Raw genomic sequence first — 21,711 nt, 5'->3', positions numbered from 1 at the left:
AGTCCCGCATGCTGCTGCACATCCCCGATATTCTCAGCGCCGACCAGGTGGCCGACTTTCGCCGCCGCCTCGATGCCGCCGACTGGACCGATGGCCGCGAAACGGTCGGCCATCTGGGCGCGCAGGCCAAGCACAACCAGCAGCTGCCCGAAGCCTCACCGCTGCGCCGCGAACTGGGCGAGATCATCCTCGTCGCGTTGGCCCGGCACCCGCTGTTCTTCAGCGCCGCGCTGCCACTGAAATACCTGCCGCCACGCTTCAACCGCTACAGCGGTGGCGGCACCTATGGCTTCCATGTCGATGGCGCGGTGATGAACCTGGCCAACGGCGAACAGCTGCGTTCGGACATTTCCTGCACCCTGTTCCTGTCGGCGCCGGACGAATACGAAGGCGGCGAGCTGATCATCAGCGATACCTACGGCGAGCACGAAGTGAAGCTGCCCGCTGGCGACCTGATCGTCTACCCGTCCAGCAGCCTGCACCAGGTGCGCCCCGTCACCGCAGGCGCGCGCGTGGCCTCGTTCTTCTGGGTACAGAGCATGATCCGCGACGATGTGCAGCGCCGCCTGCTGTGGGAAATGGACGGCTCGATCGAGCGCCTGCGGCAGACCGGCGGCGACGCCGAGGCGGTGCTGCAGCTGACCGGCGTGTACCACAACCTGCTGCGGCGCTGGAGCGAAGTCTGAGCCCCATTCGGCCAGCCTGAGACGTTTTGGCAATCATTCTCATTTGCAACAGCTAACAGCTCTCATTACAATCACGCCTCGTTGATGCCGGCCGCTGCCGGCAGACCCTTGGGGACCTCTGCTTGCTGCGCCCGCTTCGCCCTCGCCCACTCATCCATCGCAAGATGGGCACCGCCATGCGCGGCCAGCGTCCTGCGCTGGCCAGCCTGCTGGCGTGGGTGGCGATGCTGGCCTTGCTGCTGGGCACCCTGCCGCTGCTGCCAGACGGGCAGGCCGGAATGGCCGTGCAGATGCCGCTGGAAGAGCGCGGTGGCGAAGCCCCCCTGCAGGAAGAGGCACCGGCCAAGCTGCGCCGCTGCGCCTCCGCTCCGGTGAAATCGGCCGAGAAGGCACGCCCGCCCCTGCTGCTGGCCAGCCAATGGCTGCGCACTGAACTCGACCTCGTACCCGCCACGCCGGCCATGCCCGGCGCGCGCCCGGACTGGCCGCTGGCCACTCCGGACACTCCCTGGGCCGATGCGCCCGGGCGCCGCCAGCAACGCGGCCAGGCGCCGCCGCTCGCCTGATCCACGGCCCGACGTGACCGCCTGCGCGGTCGCGCCCGCGCGCCGCTGCCTGCTTCATCCCAGCCGCCCCTGACCGGGCCTCACCGTGCATGCCGCGCCGTTCGCGCGTGGCATCACGCCCTGCGTCCTTCGAGGTAACTGCCATGGCCCAGCGCCATCGTGTCCGTTCGTCCCTGTCCCGTACCCTGCTGACCAGCGCCGTGCTGGCCGCCATGACCGCCCCTGCCTTCGCCCACGGTGACGCTTCCGGCGCGCCACAGACGCTGGACAAGGTGGTGGTCACCGCCTCCGGCTTCGAGCAGAAGGTGGTCGATGCACCGGCCAGCATCAGCGTGGTCAGCCGCGAGGAACTCAGCAAGCGCCCCTACACCAACCTGGTCGACGCGCTGCGCGACGTCGAAGGCATCGACGTCGGCCTGGAGGCCACCGACAAGAACGGTCGCGCCACCATCTCCATGCGCGGCCTGCCGTCCGAATACACCCTGGTACTGATCGATGGCCGTCGCCAGAGCAATGTCGGCCAACTGTACCCGAACAACTTCGGTGGCGGCCAGTTCGCCTACCTGCCGCCGCTGGACGCGATCGAACGCATCGAAGTCGTGCGCGGCCCGATGTCCACGCTGTACGGCTCGGACGCGATGGGTGGCGTCATCAACATCATCACCCGCCGCAACCAGGACCGCTGGCAGGGTGCGCTCACCCAGGGCTTCACCGTGCAGCAGGACGACCAGTTCGGTGATGCGCGCACCACCGACCTTTACCTGAGCGGCCCGCTGCTGAAGGACCGCCTCAGCCTGGCAGTGCGCGGCAGCTACTACGATGCCAAGGCATCGAACCCGGAGTGGGATGCACTGACCCTGCCCGACGGCAGCCTCTGGGAGCGCAGCATCGGCTTCGGTGGCGGTGGCAAGTCGGTGGCCAACACCAACTGGAACACCGGCCTACGTCTGGACTTCCGCGTCAACGACGATCACGAACTGTGGTTGGACTACGACGTGTCGCGGCAGAAGTACGACAACAGCGAAGGCCAGACCGGCACGCTGGACAGCCTGGCCAGCCTCTGGCGCGTCGGCAATGCGGTCATCCCCAACCCGACCGGCAGCGGCACCGTCACCCGCCGCGTGGTGCAGCCGCGCGTGGGCTACACCGCCTACCAGCGCTACGAGCGTGATCAGCTGTCGCTGACCCACCAGGGCCGCTACAGCTTCGGCACCTGGCAGACCTCGCTGACCCACAGCAAGAGCAGCAACCTGGGCCGCTCGCTGCCGCTGACCCTGGACGAGCGCGCCAACCTGCAGACGCTGTGGAATGACGTCTGCCGCCGCACCGGTGCCGCCAACAACTGTGCGGCCGGCCGTGGTAATGCCCTGGCCGCGCTCAACCCAAGCGAGATGGGGCGCCTGCAGGCGTTCCTGCCGCGTCCGCTGCGCACCATGGAACTGGAAGGCTACGTGCTCGACACGATGCTCGATCTGGACTTTGGCGCGCACAAACTGACCGTTGGCGGCCAGTACAACGACACCGACATGATCGACGGCGTGTTCGGCATGGATGGCGCCGGTTATCGCAGCAACACCAAGCAGAAACACCGCATGTGGGCCCTGTTCGCCGAGGACAACTGGGCGCTGACCGATACCCTCACCGCTACCGTTGGTCTGCGTTATGACGACCACAACGTGTTCGGCAGCCACCTCAGCCCGCGCGGCTACCTGGTGTGGAACGCCAGCGACGCGTGGACCTTCAAGGGCGGCGTCAGCACCGGCTACAAGACCCCGCGTCCGGACCAGCTGTTCCCGGGCATCACCGGCTTCGGTGGCCAGGGCGTGCTGCCGTTGGTGGGCTCGCCGAACCTCAAGCCTGAAACCAGCACCAACTACGAGTTGGCCGCCTACTACGAAGGCCAGCGCTGGGGCTTCAATGTCACCGGCTTCTTCAACACGTTCGAAGACAAGATCGCCAGCGGCGGCACGTTCCCGAACTGCGAAGTGGCGCCGGCCGGCAGCGGTTACTGCGTGGACATCGGTCCGGGTTGGGCCGAGCTGGGCTACAGCACCTTCACCCAGAGCGTGAATATCGACAAGGCCGAGACCCGCGGTGCCGAGCTGGCCGGTCATGTCGACCTGCTCGACACCCTGCAGCTGCGCGGCAACTACACCTGGACCCAGAGCGAGCAGACCAGCGGCCCCGACAAGGGGCGCCCGATCGCAGGCACCACACCGGCAAAGCACATGGCCAACGCCAGCCTCAACTGGCAGATCAACGAAGCGATCAGCATGTCGCTGATCGGCGAAGGTCGCTACGACCGCTATCGCGACACCCTCATCGACAGTGCCGGCACCCGCCACGTGCGCTATTACGAGGACTACACGATCTTCCACCTGGGCGGCAGCTGGAAGGCCACGCCGTGGCTGACGGTCAACGCACGGGTCAACAACCTGTTCGACAAGGACTTCGTTTCGCAGTCGTGCCTGCTGCTCAATCCCAGTGAGTTCAGCTGCGTGGACGACTACGCAACCAAGGACCAGCGCCGCAGCTACTGGATCTCGCTCAACGCGAAGTTCTGATCGCCGCGCACCGGCAGTGCCGGCCACTGGCCGGCATTGCCCTGCCCTGGTGGGTGCCGACCTTGGTCGGCACCGCTTCATCCACGCATGGCGAGGATCTACCGATCGGTAGCGCCGCCGCTGGCCGGCAACCCGCCAGACCTGCTCCAGGGATACAGAACGACACGCAATTGCGAGCTATTCTCATCAATGATGTAATGGGCAGTCCCTTTCCGCCTCGAACCGTGCCGTGAGCCGTCCTGCTTCTTCCACCGTGCAGCAGCAACAGAACCGTGGCTTCTGGCTGCGGACGCTGCACCAGTGGCACTGGATCAGCTCGGCGGTGTGCCTGATCGGCATGCTGCTGTTCGCGGTGACCGGCCTGACCCTCAACCACGCCGCGAAGATCGAAGCCAAACCCGAGGTGCAGAACCAGCATCTGGAACTGCCGGCCGCGCTGCTGGGCCAGCTGGGCACGCGCGAGGACGGCAACGCGCCGATTCCGCGCCCGGCCCGGCAATGGCTGGACACGCAGCTGGGGATTGCCATCGGCGGGCGTCCGGCCGAATGGTCGCCCGAAGAGATCTACCTGTCGCTGCCGCGCCCCGGTGGCGACGCCTGGCTGAGCATCGATCGTGAGACCGGCGCAGTGGAGTACGAATCGACCTCCCGTGGTGCAGTGTCCTACCTCAACGACCTGCACAAGGGCCGCAACGCGGGCCCGGCGTGGGGCTGGTTCCTGGACCTGTTTGCCGTGGCCTGCCTGGTGTTCTGCATCACCGGCCTGTTCCTGCTGCACCTGCATGCGCGGCAGCGGCGCATGACCTGGCCGCTGGTCGGCCTCGGCCTGATGATCCCGCTGCTGATCGCCCTGCTGCTGATCCACTGACTTTCCTTCGTTTCCGGAGCCGCCCCATGCGCGTCACCCTGACCATCGCCCTCAGCGGCCTGCTGGCCACCTCGCCGGCCTATGCCACCACCCTCGACATCAACGTCGAAGTGCCCAAGCTCAACGTGGCCGAGTACCACCGCCCTTACGTGGCAGTGTGGCTGGAAGGCGCCGACCAGAAGGTCGCGGCCAATCTGTCGGTCTGGTACCAGCAGACCAGCAACAGCGAAGGCCACGGCACCAAGTGGCTGCCCGACCTGCGCCAGTGGTGGCGCAAGAGCGGCCGCACCCTGCAGGTGCCGGTGGACGGCGTGACCGGCCCGACCCGCCCGGCCGGCAAGCACGCGCTGTCGTTCAACGACAAGCAGCCGGCACTGAAGCAGCTGGCCCCGGGCAACTACACCCTGGTGGTGGAAGCGGTGCGCGAAGTCGGCGGCCGTGAACTGCTGAAGATCCCCTTCACCTGGCCGGCCACCGCCGCGCAGAACGGCAAGGCGCAGGGCGCCACCGAACTGGGCCAGGTCACCCTCGCCGTCAAACCCTGAAAAGGGGACGGAGGGGATTAAGTCGTAATTCCCTCCTCCTTGTCGCATCACCCCGCATCCACTGGAGTCTTCCGCATGAAGCGCACGCTCGTCCTCGCCGCCGCCCTGGCCGCTGCCCTTCCGTTCTCCGCCCTGGCCCACAAGGCCTGGCTGCTGCCCTCGCAGACCGTGATCGCCGGCAACGCGCCGTGGATCACCGTCGACGGTGCGGTCTCCAACGATCTGTTCTACTTCAACCACGTGCCGCTGCGCCTGGAATCGCTGGTGATCACTGCGCCGGACGGCAGCACCGTGCAGCCGCAGAATGCTTCGACCGGCAAGTACCGCAGCGTGTTCGACATCGAATTGAAGCAGCCGGGCACCTACCGCATCGCCTCGGTCAATGACGGCCTGTTCGCCACCTACGAGCAGAACGGCGAGCGCAAGCGCTGGCGCGGCAGCGTCGCCACCTTCGGCGAACTGCCGAAGGATGCGAAGAAGCTGGAAGTGAGCCAGTCGGTCGGCCGTGTGGAGACCTTCGTCACCAACGGTGCGCCGAACGACACCGCGCTGAAGCCGACCAACCGTGGCATCGAGCTGGTCGCCGTCGGCCACCCGAACGATCTGTTCGCTGGCGAGGAAGCCACCTTCCGTGTGCTGGTCGACGGCAAGCCCACCGCCGGCCTGGAATTCGAGATCGTGCGTGGTGCCACCCGCTACCGCAACGCACAGGACGAGCTGAAGGTCACCAGTGACGCCAAGGGCGAGATCAAGGTGACCTGGCCGGAAGCCGGGATGTACTGGCTGGAAACCGGCACCGAGGACAACAAGACGTCGGTGAAGCAGGCCGCCAAGCGCCGCCTGAGCTACGTCGCCACGCTGGAAGTGCTGCCGCAGTAATGACGTGGACCGCGATGCCGGGCAGCCCCGGCATCGCATCTGCAGCACACCACCATGACCGATCCCCTGCTCGACATCGCCCGCCTCGGTGGCACCACCATGGGCACCACCTGGAGCGTGTCGCTGGTCGCGCCGCGCCAGCGCGACCTGCACCCGCTGCATGCTGGCATCCAGGCGCGGCTGGACGAGGTGGTCGCGCAGATGAGTACCTGGGAGCCCGGTTCGGACCTGAGTCGCTACAACCGCGCCGGCGCTGGGCAATGGTGCGCGCTGCCGTTCGAAACCCGCCACGTCCTGGCCTGCGCACAGGCCATCGCCGCCGCCAGTGACGGCGCCTTCGATCCCACCATCGGTCCGCTGGTTGCACTGTGGGGCTTCGGTGCACATGCCGGTGAACGCCGCCAGCCCGACGCCGCTACCGTGCAGGCCACGCGTGACCGCTGCGGTTGGCAGCGCCTGCAGTGGCAGGACGATGCGCTGCTGCAACCGGGTGGACTGGAACTGGATCTCTCTGCGATCGCCAAGGGCTTCGGCGTCGATCAGGTGGCCGCCTGGTTGCGTGGACAAGGCATTGCTGCAGCGCTGATCGAGGTGGGTGGCGAACTGGCCGGCTACGGCAGAAAACCGGACGGCCAGCCGTGGCGCGTGCTGGTGGAATCCGCACCGGAAGAGGATGCGCACACCGATACCCCACCACGGGTGCTGGCACTGGATGGCAAGGCCGTGGCCACATCCGGCGATCGCTGGCACCAGTACCAGGCCGATGGCGAGGTTTACAGTCACAGCCTGGACCCGCGCTCTGGCAGACCGGTGCGGCAGGTTGCAGCGGCGGTCACGGTGGTGGCCGACGACGCCATGCATGCCGATGCCTGGGCTACCGCACTGACCGTGCTCGGTCGCGAACAGGGCATGGCACTGGCCGAACGCGAAGGACTGGCCGCGCGCTACCTGCAGCGTGCAGCAGGTGGCCCGCGGGAATGTCTCAGCAGCGCCTTCCAGCGCCTGCTCGACGAGCAGAGCGCATGAGCACTCGTTCGTCGCGTGCGTGGCTTGGCAACACTCTGGTCCTGCTTCTGTTGGCGCTGATCGGCTGGGCGCTGCTCCGCCTGCATCTGGGCGAGGCCTGGTGGCACGGCGCGCCGCCTGCGCGGCAGTCGCAGATCGCGGTGCTCACCACGGTGCTGTACGCGTTGGCCTGCGCTGCACTGTGGTGGCGGGGGCGCCCGCGCGACGATGCCGCAAGCGGAGACACCGCGCCCATTCTGCTGGTCTGGTCCAGCCAGACCGGCTTTGCCCGCGAACTGGCCGAACGCAGTGCCGAGGCCCTGCGCGGTGCCGGCGTGCCCGTGCGCGTGCGAGGGCTGCATGAGGTCGACGCCGCATTGCTGGCCGACAGCCAGCGCGCGCTGTTCATCGCCAGCACCACCGGCGAAGGTGATCCGCCCGACCATGCCCTGCCCTTCCTGCGCGGGGTGATGGCCACGCCGCCCTCGCTGCAGCACCTGCACTACGGCGTGCTCGCACTGGGCGACCGCAGCTATGGCCACTTCTGCGGATTCGGCCACCAGCTTGACCAGTGGCTGCGCCAGCACGGCGCGCATCCGCTGTTCGATGCGATCGAAGTCGACAACGCCGATCCGGCTGCGCTGCGTCATTGGCAGCAGTTGCTGGGTCAGCTCGGCGGTGGCGCCAGCGAACTGCCCGACTGGAGTCCGGCCGACTATCAGTCGTGGACGCTGCTGCAACGCGAGCATCTGAACCCGGGCAGCCCCGGCGGCCCGGTGTACTGGTTGCGCCTGCAGCCCCCGGCCGACGCAAATGCGCAGTGGCAGGCCGGTGACATCGCCGAAATCGGCCCGCAGCATGCACCGCGCACCGTGCGTGCCTGGCTGGACGCACAAGGCTTCGATGCGGACATCGCGCTGGATGACGGGCAGACGTTGCTGGCACGCGTTGCGCGCTCACACCTGCCCTCATTGGTTCCTCCGGGTGATCTGCCCGCATTGCTGGCGACCCTGCAACCGCTGCCGCATCGCGAGTACTCGATCGCCTCGGTGATGGCCGACGGCGCAGTAGAGTTGCTGCTGCGCCGACAGCTGCGCTCCGATGGTACACCCGGTATCGGCAGCGGCTGGCTGTGCGACCACGCGGCCATTGGCGAACCGGTACAACTGCGCCTACGCCGCAACGACAATTTCCATGGCGTGCCCGCCGATGTGCCGCTGCTGCTGATCGGCAACGGCACCGGAATCGCCGGCCTGCGCGCGCACCTGCACGAACGCGTACGCAGCGGCGCGCACCGCACCTGGCTGCTGTTCGGTGAGCGCACCGCCGCGCACGACTTCCACTTCGGTGAAGAACTGCAGGCAATGCTGGCCGACGGGACGCTTGCGCGGTTGGATGCAGTGTTCAGCCGCGACGGCGGCGCGCAGCGCTATGTGCAGGACCGGCTGCTGGCCGAAGCAGCAACGCTGCGGCAGTGGGTGGATGAAGGCGCGACGATCCTGGTCTGCGGCAGCCTGCAGGGCATGGCCCCGGCGGTTGATGCGGTGATCGAGCAGGTGCTGGGTGTTGCGGGCAAGGAAGCACTACTGCTGGCCGGTCGTTACCGGCGCGATGTGTATTGAGGTCGCCGCATCCACGCATGGCGTGGGGCCCACCGGCGCCCAGGAATCATCCCGCCGCTGCACAGACCCGTATCGCCAACAACTCGCCACCGCCCTGCAACGCGTGCCGCTGACGCTCGCCCGCCGCCAACCACGCGGTATCGCCCGCCTGCAGCGCCGGCAGGCCGCTGTCTGCACCGAACTCCGCCTGACCGGCCAGCAGATGCAGTGCCCAGGCCACGCCCGGTTCGCAGAAGAAGAACATCGCGCCCACCAGCGGTCGGTGCAGCAGTTCGGCCTGCAGCAGCTCGCGCTTCCACATCAGGTTGAAATCATGTGTGGTGCCATCGACCAGTTCGCCGTGCAGCGTTTCCTCGCCGGCAAAGCGCACCCGCCCGTGTGGCGGCAGCACTTCCGCCACACGGCCATCCTCGAAGCGCAGGCGCACGCCATTGCCCTGCAGCAGCACCAGTTCGCGCTCAACGCCGGGAAACGCAGAAAACGCGGCGTCCTGCTCGATCTCGGCCACCGACAGGCGCAGCGCCCAGTCATCACCCTGCGCAGGAAGGCGCAGGATCTCGCGGGTCCAGCCAAGTCCATTCCGCCAGCGTTCGCGACGATAGTCCAGGCTGGAAATGACCTGGCTCGGAGTGTGCAGCAGGGAGTCGATGTTCATCCGCGCATTGCATCATGCCGCGCGCCGTCGTGCATCACCGCGTGGCGAGCGTGCCCTGGCCACCGCATCCGCCGGCCAGCAGCTGCGAGTGCTTCAGCCAGTCCTGGTCGGGGTAGTAGGCAAACACCATCGTGCCGCCACGCAACGCATCGATCAGCGGCTTGGCCACAGACAGCCGCACCGCCGGGCAACCCAGGCTGCGGCCCAGCCGCCCCTGCAGCTGCGCGGTGGCCGGGTTCACGTACGGCGCACCATGGATGACGATCGCCCGGTCACGCGCGCGGTCGTTGAAGCCCGGTTCCAGCCCGGCCAGGCGCAGCGAATAACCGTTGCCGCCCATATAGGTCTCCTGCGCGGTGAACGCGCCAAGACTGGACATGAAACTGCCATCGCGGTTGGAAAAGTGCTCGGTGCGGTTCTCGCCGCTGTTGCGGCCATGCGCCACCCATTCCTCGAACAGCAGGCGCTGGTGGGCCAGGTCGAACACCCACAGGCGCGGCTCGGTGGACGGCCGCGAGTAGTCGATCACGCTGAGGCGATCACCATTGATGCCCAGCTCCGGACGCTGCAACGCACAGCGCATGGCGTGCGCCGCCAGCTGCAGCACGTGGCGGTCAGCCTTGGGCGCACTGCGCGACAGCAGGGCAGCCAGATCATCGGCGCTGGTGGCAAGGGCGGGCGTCTGTGCCAGCGCCGGGGCGCTGGCCGAGGTCGCCAGCAGGCCGAACGCGGCCAGCCGGCACAGGCGGGATGCAGTCATGGGCACAACAGGGGGACTCAGTTGTCCTTGAGGGTGGACCCTTGCGGCTCGGATTCCAAGACCGGCTGCATTCCGGATTCAGCCGGGCTTGGGCGGACCGCCGGCAGCGAGGTCACCAGCAGGGTCGTGCCCGGTACCAGCACCTGGTACAGCTGGCGGGCGAAATCGGCCGGCAGCGCCATCGGCAACGAGGGCGTGGCCAGCAGGTCCGGCGTGGCCCGGGCACGGTCCTGGCCCAGCAGCGGATAGGCCGTCCACTGGTGCAGGCGCTGGTTCACGTCCAGCGGGCTGGGGGTGTCGCTGTAACCCTGCCCCATCACGAACAGCGTGGTGCCCTGGAACGCCGGCAGGGCGTCGGCCTTGAGCGGCGACTCGCCGATCATCACGCCATCGCGCAGCACGTAGAGGCGCTGGTCGTGCAGGCTGACCAGGATGCCGACCTGCCCGGCCGGCGCCGCGCTGTCATCCCACCAGGCCTGCGCCGGCGCGCCGCCCTCGGTCTCCGGCAAGGCCTGCCCACGCGCGTTGACCGGCGCCAGCACCGACGGATAGGCCAGGGTCATCGGCGAGCTCTTGGCATCTGCCACGACCACCGTATCGCCGCGCTGGGTTTCACTGAACAACTTCTGCGCGAAGGCCTGCGGCAGGCGCACGCAGCCATGCGAGGCCGGATGCCCGGGCAGGCTGCCGCCATGCAGGGCGATGCCGTCCCAGGTCAGCCGCTGCATGTACGGCATCGGCGCGCTGTTGTAGAGGTTGGACTTGTGGTCCTTGTCCTTCTGCAGGATGGTGAACACACCGGTCGGCGTCTCGTGCCCGGCCTTGCCCGAGCTGATCGTGGTCAGGCCGATGGCAATGCCGTTGCGGTACACGTAGGCGCGCTGCTCATCGAGGCTGACCACCAGCACGATCGGGCCGGTCGGTGAGATTTCCGGATGCCAGAGGTATTCACCCGGCTTGAGATCAGTCGGTCCGCGTACTTCGGCGGTGCTGGCTGCGGCAGCTGCAGGCTTGGCAGCCGACGTCGGCGCAGCGGCGTGGGCCAGCAGCGGCAGGGCCAGCGCAAGAGCGAGCATCAGAGTGGTTGGACGGTGCAGAAGCATCCAGCGGGGATCCTTTCCATGCGGAGCGGCCACCGTACACCATCGGCCCGTGGTGGCCGCGGCAAAACCAGGCGCCGGAAATGAAACTGCCCGGCGACACAGCCATGTGTCGTACCGGGCAATCGTTACGTCCTTGTCGGCCTGCTGCCGCCCCCTCGCATCCTGCGCTGTGGGGGAAGCGTTGCATCCTGCACGCGGCCGCGTCTGTCCTGTTTGTATCTCAGCCCCTTCCACAGGTCTGTGATGCCACCATCCTGGTGATTGGTGCCGCATCCTGCGGCGGTCGGTGGTCACGGCCGTCCTGTCCGTGACCGGTGAACCAGCCTCCTGCCGGTTCCGACGATTCCTGCTGTCAGCGCCTGCGTACGGTCCGCACCGGTACCGATCCGGGTACCGGATCCGCCGGCAACAACCTGTTGCCTACGGTGATCCGCTGTCGATTCCGTTCGACGATTGCTTTCCCTATCCCCTTCACCTGCGTCAGGTCCTCGACGCGATGAAACGGGCCGTGTCTGCGCCGGTGCTCGACGATCGCCTCGGCCTTGGCGGCTCCGACCATCGTCAGTCCCTGCTGCAGCGCCTGGGCATCGGCGCGGTTGATGTCGATCGGTTCGGCGGCATGCGCCCCAGCGATCCACACGACCAGCACCAGTGCCCTCAACACGACACTCCAAGGCACGACGTGCATCTCCTTGTGATTCTGGCTGTCCCGACCGGCAATCCCGTCGGCAGGAACAGTGTCCGTCACCACATGCACACAGCCTATCGGTTTCCTGGATTTCTAAAAGCCAGCCAAATACCCGACGTGCTGTAGGAAAAACCCTACCCGTGGCACAGGCGTAGAATGGCTGGATCAGCCCATGCAACCGGAGTTTCAGATGGACAGCGCCAAGCTCGGCCAATTCGTCAATGACAAGTGGGACAGCGAAATCGTCCCGCAGTTGGTCGACTACATCCGCATTCCCAACAAGTCGCCGATGTTCGACGCCAATTGGGTGCAGAACGGCTACATGGAACAGGCGGTCACGCTGATGGAGAACTGGGCCAAGGCCCAGCAGCTGCCCGGCCTGAAGGTTGAAGTGGTACGCCTGGAAGGCCGTACCCCGCTGATCTTCCTGGAAATTCCGGCTACCGGCGCCGAAACCGGCGACGACACCATCCTGCTCTACGGCCACCTGGACAAGCAGCCGGAAATGACCGGCTGGGACGACGACCTCGGCCCGTGGACCCCGGTCCTGCGCGGCGACAAGCTGTATGGCCGCGGCGGTGCGGACGACGGCTACGCCATCTTCGGCTCGCTGGCCGCGGTGCTGGCGCTGCAGGCCCAGGGCCTGCCGCACGCCCGCTGCGTGGTGCTGATCGAAGCCTGTGAAGAGTCGGGCAGCTACGACCTGCCAGCCTACGTCGACCACCTGGCCGACCGCATCGGCAAGCCGTCGCTGGTGGTCTGCCTGGATTCGGGCTGCGCGAACTACGACCAGTTGTGGTGCACCACCTCGCTGCGCGGCCTGACCGGCGGCAACTTCACTGTGAAGGTGCTCAACGAAGGCGTGCATTCCGGCGATGCCTCCGGCGTGATCCCGTCCAGCTTCCGCCTGCTGCGCCAGCTGCTGTCGCGCATCGAGGACCAGGAGACCGGCCGCATCCTGATCGACGGCATGAACGTCGAGATCCCGGCCGAGCGCCAGGAACAGGCCAAGCGCGCCGCAGAAGTGGTCGATACCGAGATCTTCGAGAAGTTCCCGATGGTCGACGGCCTGCGCCCGATGAACGAGGACCTGACCGAGCTGGTGCTCAACCGCACCTGGCGCCCGGCGCTGTCGGTCACCGGTGTCGGTGGCATGCCGGCGCTGGAATCAGCTGGCAACGTGCTGCGCCCGCAGACCTCGGTGAAGCTGTCGCTGCGCCTGCCGCCGACCGCCGATGGCAAGACCTGCGGCGAGCTGCTGAAGGAAGCGCTGCTGCGCGACCCGCCGAACGGCGCGCAGGTCACCCTGGACCTTGAAAAAGCCTCTACCGGCTGGAACGCTCCGGCCATGGCGCCATGGCTGACCCAGGCCATCGACGACGCCAGCCAAGCCTTCTTCGGCAAGCCGGCGATGTACATGGGCGAAGGCGGCTCGATCCCGTTCATGGGCATGCTCGGCGAGAAATTCCCGGGCGCCCAGTTCATGATCACCGGCGTGCTCGGCCCGCACTCCAATGCGCACGGCCCGAACGAGTTCCTGCACATCCCGATGGGCAAGAAGGTCACCGCCTGCGTGTCCAAGGTGATCAGCGAACACTACGCCGCCAGCCTGCGCGGCGAGACCAGCGGTTCGCCGGTGGCTGCCGACAGTGGCACTCGCCACGGCGACCACGGCTGCTGCTGATTACGGCACACCGTGACGGACGCAGCCTGGCCTTGCTAGGCTGCGTCCACCCTTGGTGGAAATCGCGCGCATGAATGGTCTGTTCGGCAGCAGCAGCTGGCTCTACATCATCCTGGTCGGCTTCTTCGTTGGCCTGCTTGGGCGTTTCTTCATGCCCGGCAACAACCGCATGGGCTGCCTGCTGACCATCGTGCTGGGCATCATTGGCGCCTTGGTGGCAGGCTGGTTCGGCCAGTACATGGGCTGGTACGCCCCCGGTGAGCCGGCCGGTTTCCTCGGTGCGGTAGTGGGTGCGGTGGCCGTGCTGGCCGTCCTGCGCCTGTTCAGCGGCCGCCGCTGACCCCGCTCCCCTTCCCTTCCTGTTCCCGACGAAGGCGCGCCCGGCGCGCCCGGATATGCCTGCATGACCGAACCCGCCTCCGACCCCCAGCGCAGCGCGCAGCGCCTGCAGTGGGCCCGTACCCAGCTCGATGATGCCAGCGCGGTGGTCGAACGCGCCTCGGTCGATGCCGGCATGCGCAGCTACTGGCGCACCACCAGCACCGGTGGCAGCCACATCGTGATGGATGCCCCGCCGGGACTGGAAGATCCGCGGCCGTGGCTGCGCATGCGCGGCCTGCTGCACGACAACGGCCTGCGTGTGCCCGCGCTGCTGGCACAGGATCTGGATGCCGGTTTCCTGCTGCTGGAAGATCTCGGCGGCCCGACCCTGGCGAAGATCCTCGATGAGCGCAACGCTGACGACTGGTTCGGCCGTTCGATCGAACAGCTGCTGCGTCTGCAGGCGATCCCGGTGCCGGCCGACTTCGGCCAGTTCGGCGAAGCACTGCTGCAGCGCGATGCCGGCCTGTTCGACGAATGGTTCCTGCAGCGCCACCTGAACCTGGAGCTGGACTGCGGCGAGATCGAGGGGCTGCAGCTGGTACACCGCCGCTTGATGGACAACGCGCTGGGCCAGGCCCAGCTGATGACCCACCGCGACTACATGCCGCGCAATCTGATGCCGGTCGAGAATGGTCCCGCAGTGCTGGATTTCCAGGACCTGGTGCGCGGCCCGATCGCCTACGATGCGATGAGCCTGTTCAAGGACGCGTTCCTTAGCTGGCCGCTGCAGCGTGTGGACGAGTGGCTGGCGCAGTACCACGAGCGTGCCCGCGACGCCGGCCTGCCGGTGCCCGACCGCGCCACCTTCCTGCGCGATGCCGACTGGATGGGCATCCAGCGCCACGTGAAGATCCTTGGCCTGTTCTGCCGCCTGCGCTACCGCGACAACAAGGGCCATTACCTCGACGACGCGCCGCGCTTCATCACCTATCTGGATGAAGTGCTGCCGCGCTACCGCGAGCTGGCACCGCTGCAGCAACTGCTGGAGCACCGCATCAAGCCAGCGCTGGCCGGCCTGGCCGCACCGATGCGCGTGGCCCGATGAAGGCACTGATCTTTGCTGCTGGCCTCGGCGAGCGGATGCGCCCGCTGACCCTGCACACGCCCAAGCCGCTGCTGGAAGTGGCCGGCAAGCCGCTGATCGTCTGGCACCTGGAACGCCTGGCCGCACTCGGCGTGCGCGAGGTGGTGGTCAACACCGCATGGCTGGCCGAGCAGTTCCCGGCGACGCTGGGTGATGGCAGCCAATGGGGCCTGCGCCTGCATTTCATGTATGAAGGGCAGACCCCGCTGGAAACCGGCGGCGGCATCCTCAACGCGTTGCCGGTGCTGGGCGACGCCCCGTTCCTGGTGGTGAACGGCGACATCTGGACCGATTTCGATTTCGCCACGCTGCCACGCGAGCCGCAGGGCGAGGCCCATCTGGTGCTGGTCGACAATCCGGCTCAGCACCCAAATGGTGACTACCGCCTGGATGCCCAGGGCCTGCTGCACCACGACCGCGCAGGGCCGTGCCTGACCTATGCCGGCATCGGTGTGTATCGCCCTTCGATCGTGGCCGACTGGCGCACGGTGATCGGCGATGCCCCGGGCAGCGAGCGGCTGCCACCGAAGTTCTCGGTGGTGCCGCTGCAGAAGCATTTCATGTCGCAGGGGTTGATGACGGGGCAGCACCATCGCGGACGCTGGACCGATGTCGGCACCGTGGATCGCCTGCGCGCGCTGGATGTTGAGTTGGCCGCGAACGGCTGAGCCCCTCGTGGCTGGTCGTTTTCAGAGCAGATGCCGTGCTTGGCCGGGCGGGGTGGGTTCGCGGGGGACGCCGTGAACCCGTCCCTGGGGGCTTGGCCGCGGCATCCATGCCGCGGACACCCCCGCGAACCCACCCCGCCCGGCCTCTGACAATTTCCGAGTGCGTCCGCCACGGAAAAGAAAGAAGAAAAGCAGAAGCAAAAGCAAAAGCGCTTGGCTGGCCGCTCTTTGTAGAGCCGAGCCCACGCTCGACTGCGCTTCGCCCAGATATCGAAAAATCGATTCCGATGCAGATTCATCCACGCATGGCGTGGATCTACCGTGTCGACCAAGGTCGACACCTACCAACAGCAGCGTCGAACCGTCAGAAGTGGGGCGGTGTGGGTTGGCAGGACCGTTGGTGCCATGGATGGCGCCATCGAGCCCCCAGGGACGGGTTTACGGCGTGTCCTGCCAACCCACACCGCCCCACCATCCCGCAGATTGCCCGCTGTTGCTGTTGCTTCGGCTGTTGCTTCGGCTGTTGCCTCTGCGGGTGCCGGGTGCAACCCGGCCGAACCCCTTCCCTCAGGGCCAGGCAGGCGGTGCGGCCGCCCAGGCCTGCTGCACCTCGGCCAGCGACGCACGCTCATCCTCACGCCAATGCGGCAGCAGCTGCCCATAGTTCGCCGTGGTATTCCACTGCGTCGGCTCGGTGCGTACCGCAGCCGCATACCACTGCACCGCCTCCTGCTTCTGCCCCAGCCGCCACAGCGCCAGCGCGTAGGTCGGCGGCACCCAGCTGGGCTTCGTCCGTGCGCTGCCAGCGGAGGCCAGCCACTGTTCCAGTGCCGCCTCTGCCTTGCCCTGCCGCAGCAGGTGCCAGCCATAGTTCCAGCGCACGCTGCGGGCGACGCTGGCCTGTGCCGATGCCTCCTTCAGGGCCTCGCCATACAGCTGATCGGCCAGCTCGGCGCGGCCCTGGGTCCCGGCCACCGAGGCCAGCTGTACCGTCGCCTCGACCGCGCGGCGGCCCCGTTCACGCAGCTTGACCAGCTGGGCTACCAGATCATCGCCCTCGCCCTGCACCACCACCATCGGTGTGGCCGCCGGGTCGTTGTCGAAGTAGAACTCCTGCGGTGCCGGCACGGCCGGCGCGGCCCACGCAGTGGCCACTCCCGAGGCCAGCAGTACGCTGGCCAGGATCTTTCCTGGAACTGACATCCCTTCTCCCCAGGCCGCAACTGCAGCCTCCCTCTCTCTCTCCCGATCCTAACCCCAGCACCGCTGCGGGCGCGAGTGCCAGGGCCTGCGCGGCCCCGCTGCTACAATTCGCGCCTTTCCCGCCGCGTGCCTGCACGCGGCCGGTGCCAGCCGATCCTACCGGGCCAGCCATGACCAGTACCGCGCAACTCACTTCGCCCTCTTCCGCCGACCTGCTCGACCGTGATTACACGCTCGACCACAAGTACACCCGCAATGAGGGGCGGATCTACCTGAGTGGCGTGCAGGCGCTGGTGCGGCTGCCGCTGATGCAGCGCCTGCGCGACGCCGCCGAGGGCATCGACAGCGCTGGTTTCGTCAGCGGCTACCGTGGCAGCCCGCTGGGTGGCTTCGACCTGGAGTTGTGGCGCGCGCGCAAGCATCTTGAAGCCGCCAAGGTGAAGTTCACCCCGGGCCTGAACGAGGACCTGGGCGCCACCATGGTGTGGGGCACGCAGCAGACCAACCTGTTCCCCGGCGCCAACGTGCAGGGCGTGTTCGGCATGTGGTACGGCAAGGGCCCGGGCGTGGACCGCTGCGGCGACGTGTTCAAGCATGCCAATGCTGCGGGCACCTCGCGCTACGGCGGCGTGCTGGCACTGGCCGCCGATGACCATGCCTGCCGCAGTTCGACCCTGCCGCATGGCAGCGAGGACGAGTTCGTCAGCGCCATGATGCCGGTGCTGAACCCGGCCGGCGTGCAGGACATCCTCGACATGGGCCTGCTGGGCTGGGCGATGAGCCGTTACACCGGCCGCTGGGTCGGCTTCAAGACCATTGCCGAGACGGTGGAATCGTCGGCCTCGGTCGAGGTCGATCCGATGGCACGCCGCATCGTGCTGCCGGAAGACTTCGAAATGCCTTCGGGCGGCCTCAACATCCGCTGGCCGGACCCGCCGCTGGACCAGGAAATGCGCCTGCACCGCTATGCGGTGAAGGCTGCGCAGGCATTCGCCCGCGCCAACGGCATCGACAAGGTGGTGATGGACGCGCCGCGCGCGCGGCTGGGCATCGTCACCACCGGCAAGAGCTACCTGGACGTGCTTCAGGCGCTGGAATATCTGGGCCTGGACGAAGCCGCGTGCGCCGACATCGGCATCCGCGTGTACAAGGTCGGCATGACCTGGCCGCTGGAGCCGCAGGGCATCGCGCGCTTCGCGCAGGGTCTGGAAGACATCATCGTGGTGGAGGAAAAGCGTGCCTTCATCGAGCGCCAGATGAAGGAGCAGTTCTTCAACTGGCCGGCCAGCTGGGGCCAGCGCCCATCCATCGTCGGCAAGTACGACGAGAGCGGCGAATGGATCCTGCCATCCACCGGTGAGCTGACACCGGCCACCATCGCCGGCGTGATCGGCCGCCGCATCCAGAAGTTCTTCAACAACGAGTCGATCGAGCAGCGCCTGCAGTGGATGCAGGAAAAGGAAGCCGAGCTTGCGTTGCCGCGCGCCAGCTTCCCGCGCGTACCGCATTACTGCTCGGGCTGCCCGCACAACACCTCCACCCAGGTGCCGGAAGGCTCGCGGGCGCTGGCCGGCATCGGTTGCCATTACATGGTGACCTGGATGGATCGCAGCACCGATACCTTCACCCACATGGGCGGCGAAGGCGTGACCTGGGCCGGGCAGGCGCCGTTCACCGATACCCCGCACGTGTTCCAGAACCTCGGCGACGGCACCTACTTCCACAGCGGTTCGCTGGCGATCCGCCAGGCGGTCGCCGCCGGCGTCAACATCACCTACAAGATCCTCTACAACGATGCGGTGGCGATGACCGGCGGCCAGCCGGTGGACGGCCCGCTGAGCGTGCCGGACATCGCAAAGCAGATGCGCGCCGAAGGCATCCACACCATCGTGGTGCTGTCGGACAACATCGGCAAGTGGACCGGCCAGCGCGAGCACTTCCCCAGCGACGTCGAGTTCCACGACCGCAGCGAGCTGGACGAAGTGCAGAAGCGCCTGCGCGAAGTGAAGGGTGTTTCGATCCTGATCTACGAACAGACCTGTGCCACCGAGAAGCGCCGCCGCCGCAAGCGCGGCAAGCTGGAAGACCCGCAGAAGCGTGTGCTGATCAATTCGCTGGTCTGCGAAGGCTGCGGCGACTGCGGCAAGAAGAGCTTCTGCGTGTCGGTGCTGCCGAAGGAAACCGAGTTCGGCCGCAAGCGCGAGATCGACCAGTCCAACTGCAACAAGGACTATTCCTGCGTGAATGGTTTCTGCCCGAGCTTTGTCACCGTGCACGGTGGCCAGCCGCGCAAGGGCAGCAAGCGCGATGCCTCCACCCTGCTGGACAACCTGCCGGCGCCGACCCTCCGCGGCACCCTGGAACAGCCCTGGAACATCCTGATCACGGGCGTCGGCGGTACCGGCGTGGTGACCATCGGCGCGCTGCTGGGCATGGCCGGCCACCTGGAAGGCAAGGGCGCGACCGTGCTCGACCAGACCGGCCTGGCGCAGAAGGGCGGCGCGGTAACCACGCATATCCGCATTGCCCGTCGCCCTGAAGACATCCACGCCGTGCGCATCGCCGCTGGCGAAGCCGACCTGGTGCTGGGCTGCGACATGGTGGTGGTCAACGATTACTGGGCGCTGTCGAAGGTGCGTGCCGGCCGTTCGCAGGTGGTGCTGAACACCTACGAGGCGATGCCCGGCACCTTCACCACCCGCCCGGACATGCAGTTCCCCGCCGCCGACATCGTGGCCGGTGTGCGCGTGGCGCTGGGTGGCGAGGAACCGCTGCTGCTCGATGCCACCCAGCTGGCCACCGCGCTGCTCGGCGATGCCATCGCCGCCAACCTGTTCATCCTCGGCTACGCATGGCAGCAGGGGCTGGTGCCGCTGTCGTTCGAGTCGCTGATGCGCGCCATCGAGCTCAACGGCGCCGCCGTGGCGATGAACCAGCAGGCCTTCGCCTGGGGCCGCCTGGCCGTGGTCGACCCGCAGGCTGTGCAGCAGGCCGCCGGCCTGGTGCGCAACCGCCACACCGATACCGAGTCCACCCCGGGCCCGCTGCACCCGCTGCCGCCGGGCGAATGGGAAGGCAACGAATGGGGTGCCACCGCCGCACCGCGCAACACCGGCGACGAACGCGAACTGCGTGGCCTGCCCTCGCACGGTGGCGACGTGGCGTTCCTGCCGCTGGACGACGCACGCCTGTCGCGTTCGCTGGATGAAATGATCGAGCGCCGCGCCGCCTTCTTGGTCGAGTACCAGGACGCTGCCTACGCCAATCGCTATCGCAACCTGGTCGAGCGCGTACGCGCCACCGAAGCCGACCGCATCGGTGGTTCCACCGCACTGACCGAGACGGTGGCCCGCTATCTGTTCAAGCTGATGGCCTACAAGGACGAGTACGAAGTGGCCCGCCTGTACACCAGCGGCGACTTCCAGCGCCGCCTGCAGCAGCAGTTCGAGGGCGACTACCAGCTGCGCTTCCACCTGGCACCGCCGCTGTTCGCCAAGAAGGACGAGCAGGGCCGGTTGCTGAAGAAGGAATACGGCCCGTGGATGTTCAAGGCCTTCGGCCTGCTGGCCAAGCTGAAGTTCCTGCGTGGCGGCCGACTCGATGTGTTTGGGCGCACCGAGGAACGCCGCATGGAGCGCAAGCTGATCGGTGACTACGAGGCCACCGTGCAGGTGCTGCTGGATGGACTGAATGACGACCGCCTGGCGCTGGCGGTCGAGATCGCCAGCGTGCCCGAGCACATCCGCGGCTTCGGCCACGTCAAGGAAGCGCATTTCGAGCAGGCCAAGGCACGCGAAGCCGCCCTGCTGGCGCAGTGGCGCAATCCGAAGGCACTGCACATCGTGCAGGTGGCCTGATGGTCGTGGCGGCCGCTGGCCGGCAACCTGTTGCCAGGATCGATGCCGGCCAGCGGCCGGCACCACCGGCGGTTTACCCCAACCGCCACAGCAGCAGGCGGTTGTTGGCCGGCATTGCTAGATCCCCCAGGCGGGTGAATCCGTTGTCGGCGGCCAGCGCCTGCACCGCTTCGTTATCGCGGATGCCGCTGCGCGGATCACGTGCCTTCAGCCAGGCATCGAACTGCGCATTGCTGTCACTGGTGTAGCGACCGCCGTAGTTGAACGGGCCATACACTGCCAGCAGCGCACCATGACGCAGCACCGGTGGCAGCGCGGCGAACAACGCCTGCACGTGGTCCCAGCCCATGATGTGCAGCGTGTTGGCGCTGAATGCGGCATCGAACGCGCTGCCCTCGGGCAACGACAGGCCCGGCGCCGGGGGTAGTTCCACCTGCAATGCCACCGGCGGCAGCAGGTTCAGCAGCGCGGCCTCCGCACGCCAGGCCTCGATGCCGGGCAGATGGTCCGGATGATCGCTGGGCTGCCAGCGCAGCCACGGCCAGCGCTCGGCAAAGAAGGCCGCGTGCTGTCCCGTACCGCTGCCGATTTCCAGCACCCGATGCCGGTCGCCCATCCACGGGTCGAGTGCGATGGCGATGGGATCGCGGTTGCGCTCGCAGGCTTCTGAATACGGCTTGCTCGACATCAGGACGGTGTCCAGGCGGGGTCGGCCCCATTGTGCACGAGGGGGTGTTGCTCGGCAGGGCTGCGCCCTGCACCCCGCCGAAGCCGGAGCAACGGCAACAGCCAAAGCAACAGCGACAGCGGGCTTCCTGTGGGATGGCGGGATGGGTCCGGTTGCGGGGGACGCCGTAAACCCGTCCTTGGGGGCTTGGCCGCGGCATCCA

The 21,711-nt window shown here is 67.4% G+C and carries 19 protein-coding genes; 13 read left to right on the top strand and 6 right to left on the bottom strand.

Translation table 11 applies throughout. The features are described from left to right. Positions 1–8: 8 nt before the first annotated feature. The 8 genes from R1H25_RS14050 to R1H25_RS14015 all read left to right on the top strand — a co-directional run bounded on the left by R1H25_RS14050 (position 9) and on the right by R1H25_RS14015 (position 8,735). Positions 9–686 carry a Fe2+-dependent dioxygenase gene (locus R1H25_RS14050; RefSeq protein WP_057501291.1) on the top strand — a complete coding sequence of 226 codons (678 nt, stop codon included), beginning with the start codon at positions 9–11 and terminating at the stop codon, positions 684–686. A gap of 164 nt (positions 687–850) precedes the next feature. Further along, the gene (locus tag R1H25_RS14045; RefSeq protein ID WP_317223884.1) at positions 851–1,252 is read left to right on the top strand and encodes a hypothetical protein; all 402 of its coding nucleotides are present in this window, start codon (positions 851–853) and stop codon (positions 1,250–1,252) included. Between the two features lie 143 nt (positions 1,253–1,395). After that, entirely contained in the window at positions 1,396–3,816 is a 2,421-nt protein-coding gene (locus R1H25_RS14040) for a TonB-dependent receptor domain-containing protein (RefSeq protein WP_317223883.1), read from the top strand. Between the two features lie 229 nt (positions 3,817–4,045). Next, positions 4,046–4,684: a PepSY-associated TM helix domain-containing protein gene (locus R1H25_RS14035; protein ID WP_005408421.1), complete on the top strand. Its 639-nt coding sequence runs from the start codon at positions 4,046–4,048 to the stop codon at positions 4,682–4,684. Between the two features lie 26 nt (positions 4,685–4,710). Continuing rightward, the gene (locus R1H25_RS14030; RefSeq protein WP_004147429.1) at positions 4,711–5,229 is read left to right on the top strand and encodes a DUF2271 domain-containing protein; all 519 of its coding nucleotides are present in this window, start codon (positions 4,711–4,713) and stop codon (positions 5,227–5,229) included. A gap of 75 nt (positions 5,230–5,304) precedes the next feature. Further along, positions 5,305–6,108 carry a DUF4198 domain-containing protein gene (locus R1H25_RS14025; RefSeq protein WP_057502957.1) on the top strand — a complete coding sequence of 268 codons (804 nt, stop codon included), beginning with the start codon at positions 5,305–5,307 and terminating at the stop codon, positions 6,106–6,108. A 54-nt stretch (positions 6,109–6,162) separates the two neighbouring features. Then, entirely contained in the window at positions 6,163–7,134 is a 972-nt protein-coding gene (locus tag R1H25_RS14020; protein ID WP_317223882.1) for an FAD:protein FMN transferase, read from the top strand. Continuing rightward, positions 7,131–8,735, top strand: coding sequence for a sulfite reductase subunit alpha (locus tag R1H25_RS14015; protein WP_317223881.1), 1,605 nt, complete (start codon positions 7,131–7,133; stop codon positions 8,733–8,735). The genes R1H25_RS14020 and R1H25_RS14015 overlap by 4 nt, the downstream gene beginning before the upstream one ends. Before the next feature lie 46 nt (positions 8,736–8,781). Here R1H25_RS14015 and R1H25_RS14010 read toward each other — a convergent pair whose 3' ends face one another. From R1H25_RS14010 to R1H25_RS13995, 4 genes are all read right to left on the bottom strand, one after another. Next, positions 8,782–9,390, bottom strand: coding sequence for a HutD family protein (locus tag R1H25_RS14010; RefSeq protein ID WP_088479807.1), 609 nt, complete (start codon positions 9,388–9,390; stop codon positions 8,782–8,784). Between the two features lie 34 nt (positions 9,391–9,424). Further along, positions 9,425–10,150 carry a murein L,D-transpeptidase catalytic domain family protein gene (locus R1H25_RS14005; protein ID WP_010483599.1) on the bottom strand — a complete coding sequence of 242 codons (726 nt, stop codon included), beginning with the start codon at positions 10,148–10,150 and terminating at the stop codon, positions 9,425–9,427. 17 nt (positions 10,151–10,167) lie between these two features. Further along, positions 10,168–11,253, bottom strand: coding sequence for a L,D-transpeptidase (locus R1H25_RS14000; protein WP_057501285.1), 1,086 nt, complete (start codon positions 11,251–11,253; stop codon positions 10,168–10,170). Between the two features lie 352 nt (positions 11,254–11,605). After that, complete coding sequence (locus R1H25_RS13995) at positions 11,606–11,941, bottom strand: helix-hairpin-helix domain-containing protein (protein ID WP_317223880.1); 336 nt, start codon at positions 11,939–11,941, stop codon at positions 11,606–11,608. A 190-nt stretch (positions 11,942–12,131) separates the two neighbouring features. On the opposite strand from R1H25_RS13995, the gene R1H25_RS13990 reads away from it, so the two are divergent. From R1H25_RS13990 to murU, 4 genes are all read left to right on the top strand, one after another. Continuing rightward, positions 12,132–13,625 (top strand): M20 family metallopeptidase, encoded by a 1,494-nt coding sequence (locus tag R1H25_RS13990; RefSeq protein ID WP_049447554.1) that lies wholly within the window; start codon positions 12,132–12,134, stop codon positions 13,623–13,625. Positions 13,626–13,695: 70 nt separating this feature from the next. Further along, positions 13,696–13,965 carry a GlsB/YeaQ/YmgE family stress response membrane protein gene (locus R1H25_RS13985; protein ID WP_049434469.1) on the top strand — a complete coding sequence of 90 codons (270 nt, stop codon included), beginning with the start codon at positions 13,696–13,698 and terminating at the stop codon, positions 13,963–13,965. A 63-nt stretch (positions 13,966–14,028) separates the two neighbouring features. Then, complete coding sequence (locus tag R1H25_RS13980) at positions 14,029–15,054, top strand: phosphotransferase (RefSeq protein ID WP_317223879.1); 1,026 nt, start codon at positions 14,029–14,031, stop codon at positions 15,052–15,054. Next, complete coding sequence (gene murU / locus R1H25_RS13975; RefSeq protein ID WP_049447552.1) at positions 15,051–15,761, top strand: N-acetylmuramate alpha-1-phosphate uridylyltransferase MurU; 711 nt, start codon at positions 15,051–15,053, stop codon at positions 15,759–15,761. Before R1H25_RS13980 ends, murU begins: the two co-directional genes overlap by 4 nt. A gap of 567 nt (positions 15,762–16,328) precedes the next feature. On the opposite strand, the gene R1H25_RS13970 is transcribed toward murU, so the two are convergent. Next, positions 16,329–16,964 carry a hypothetical protein gene (locus tag R1H25_RS13970; RefSeq protein ID WP_049448806.1) on the bottom strand — a complete coding sequence of 212 codons (636 nt, stop codon included), beginning with the start codon at positions 16,962–16,964 and terminating at the stop codon, positions 16,329–16,331. A gap of 170 nt (positions 16,965–17,134) precedes the next feature. Here R1H25_RS13970 and R1H25_RS13965 point away from each other — a divergent pair, with 170 nt between their 5' ends. After that, a complete protein-coding gene (locus R1H25_RS13965; protein ID WP_049448808.1) occupies positions 17,135–20,821 on the top strand; it encodes an indolepyruvate ferredoxin oxidoreductase family protein in 3,687 nt (1,228 codons plus the stop codon). Between the two features lie 73 nt (positions 20,822–20,894). On the opposite strand, the gene R1H25_RS13960 is transcribed toward R1H25_RS13965, so the two are convergent. Continuing rightward, the gene (locus R1H25_RS13960; protein ID WP_317223878.1) at positions 20,895–21,509 is read right to left on the bottom strand and encodes a DUF938 domain-containing protein; all 615 of its coding nucleotides are present in this window, start codon (positions 21,507–21,509) and stop codon (positions 20,895–20,897) included. Positions 21,510–21,711: the final 202 nt, after the last annotated feature.

Source organism: Stenotrophomonas veracruzanensis, from assembly GCF_032911525.1.
Lineage (GTDB): Bacteria > Pseudomonadota > Gammaproteobacteria > Xanthomonadales > Xanthomonadaceae > Stenotrophomonas > Stenotrophomonas africana.
Note: the sequence above shows the minus strand (reverse complement) of the source record. Positions and strands in the feature narration are given on the sequence as shown.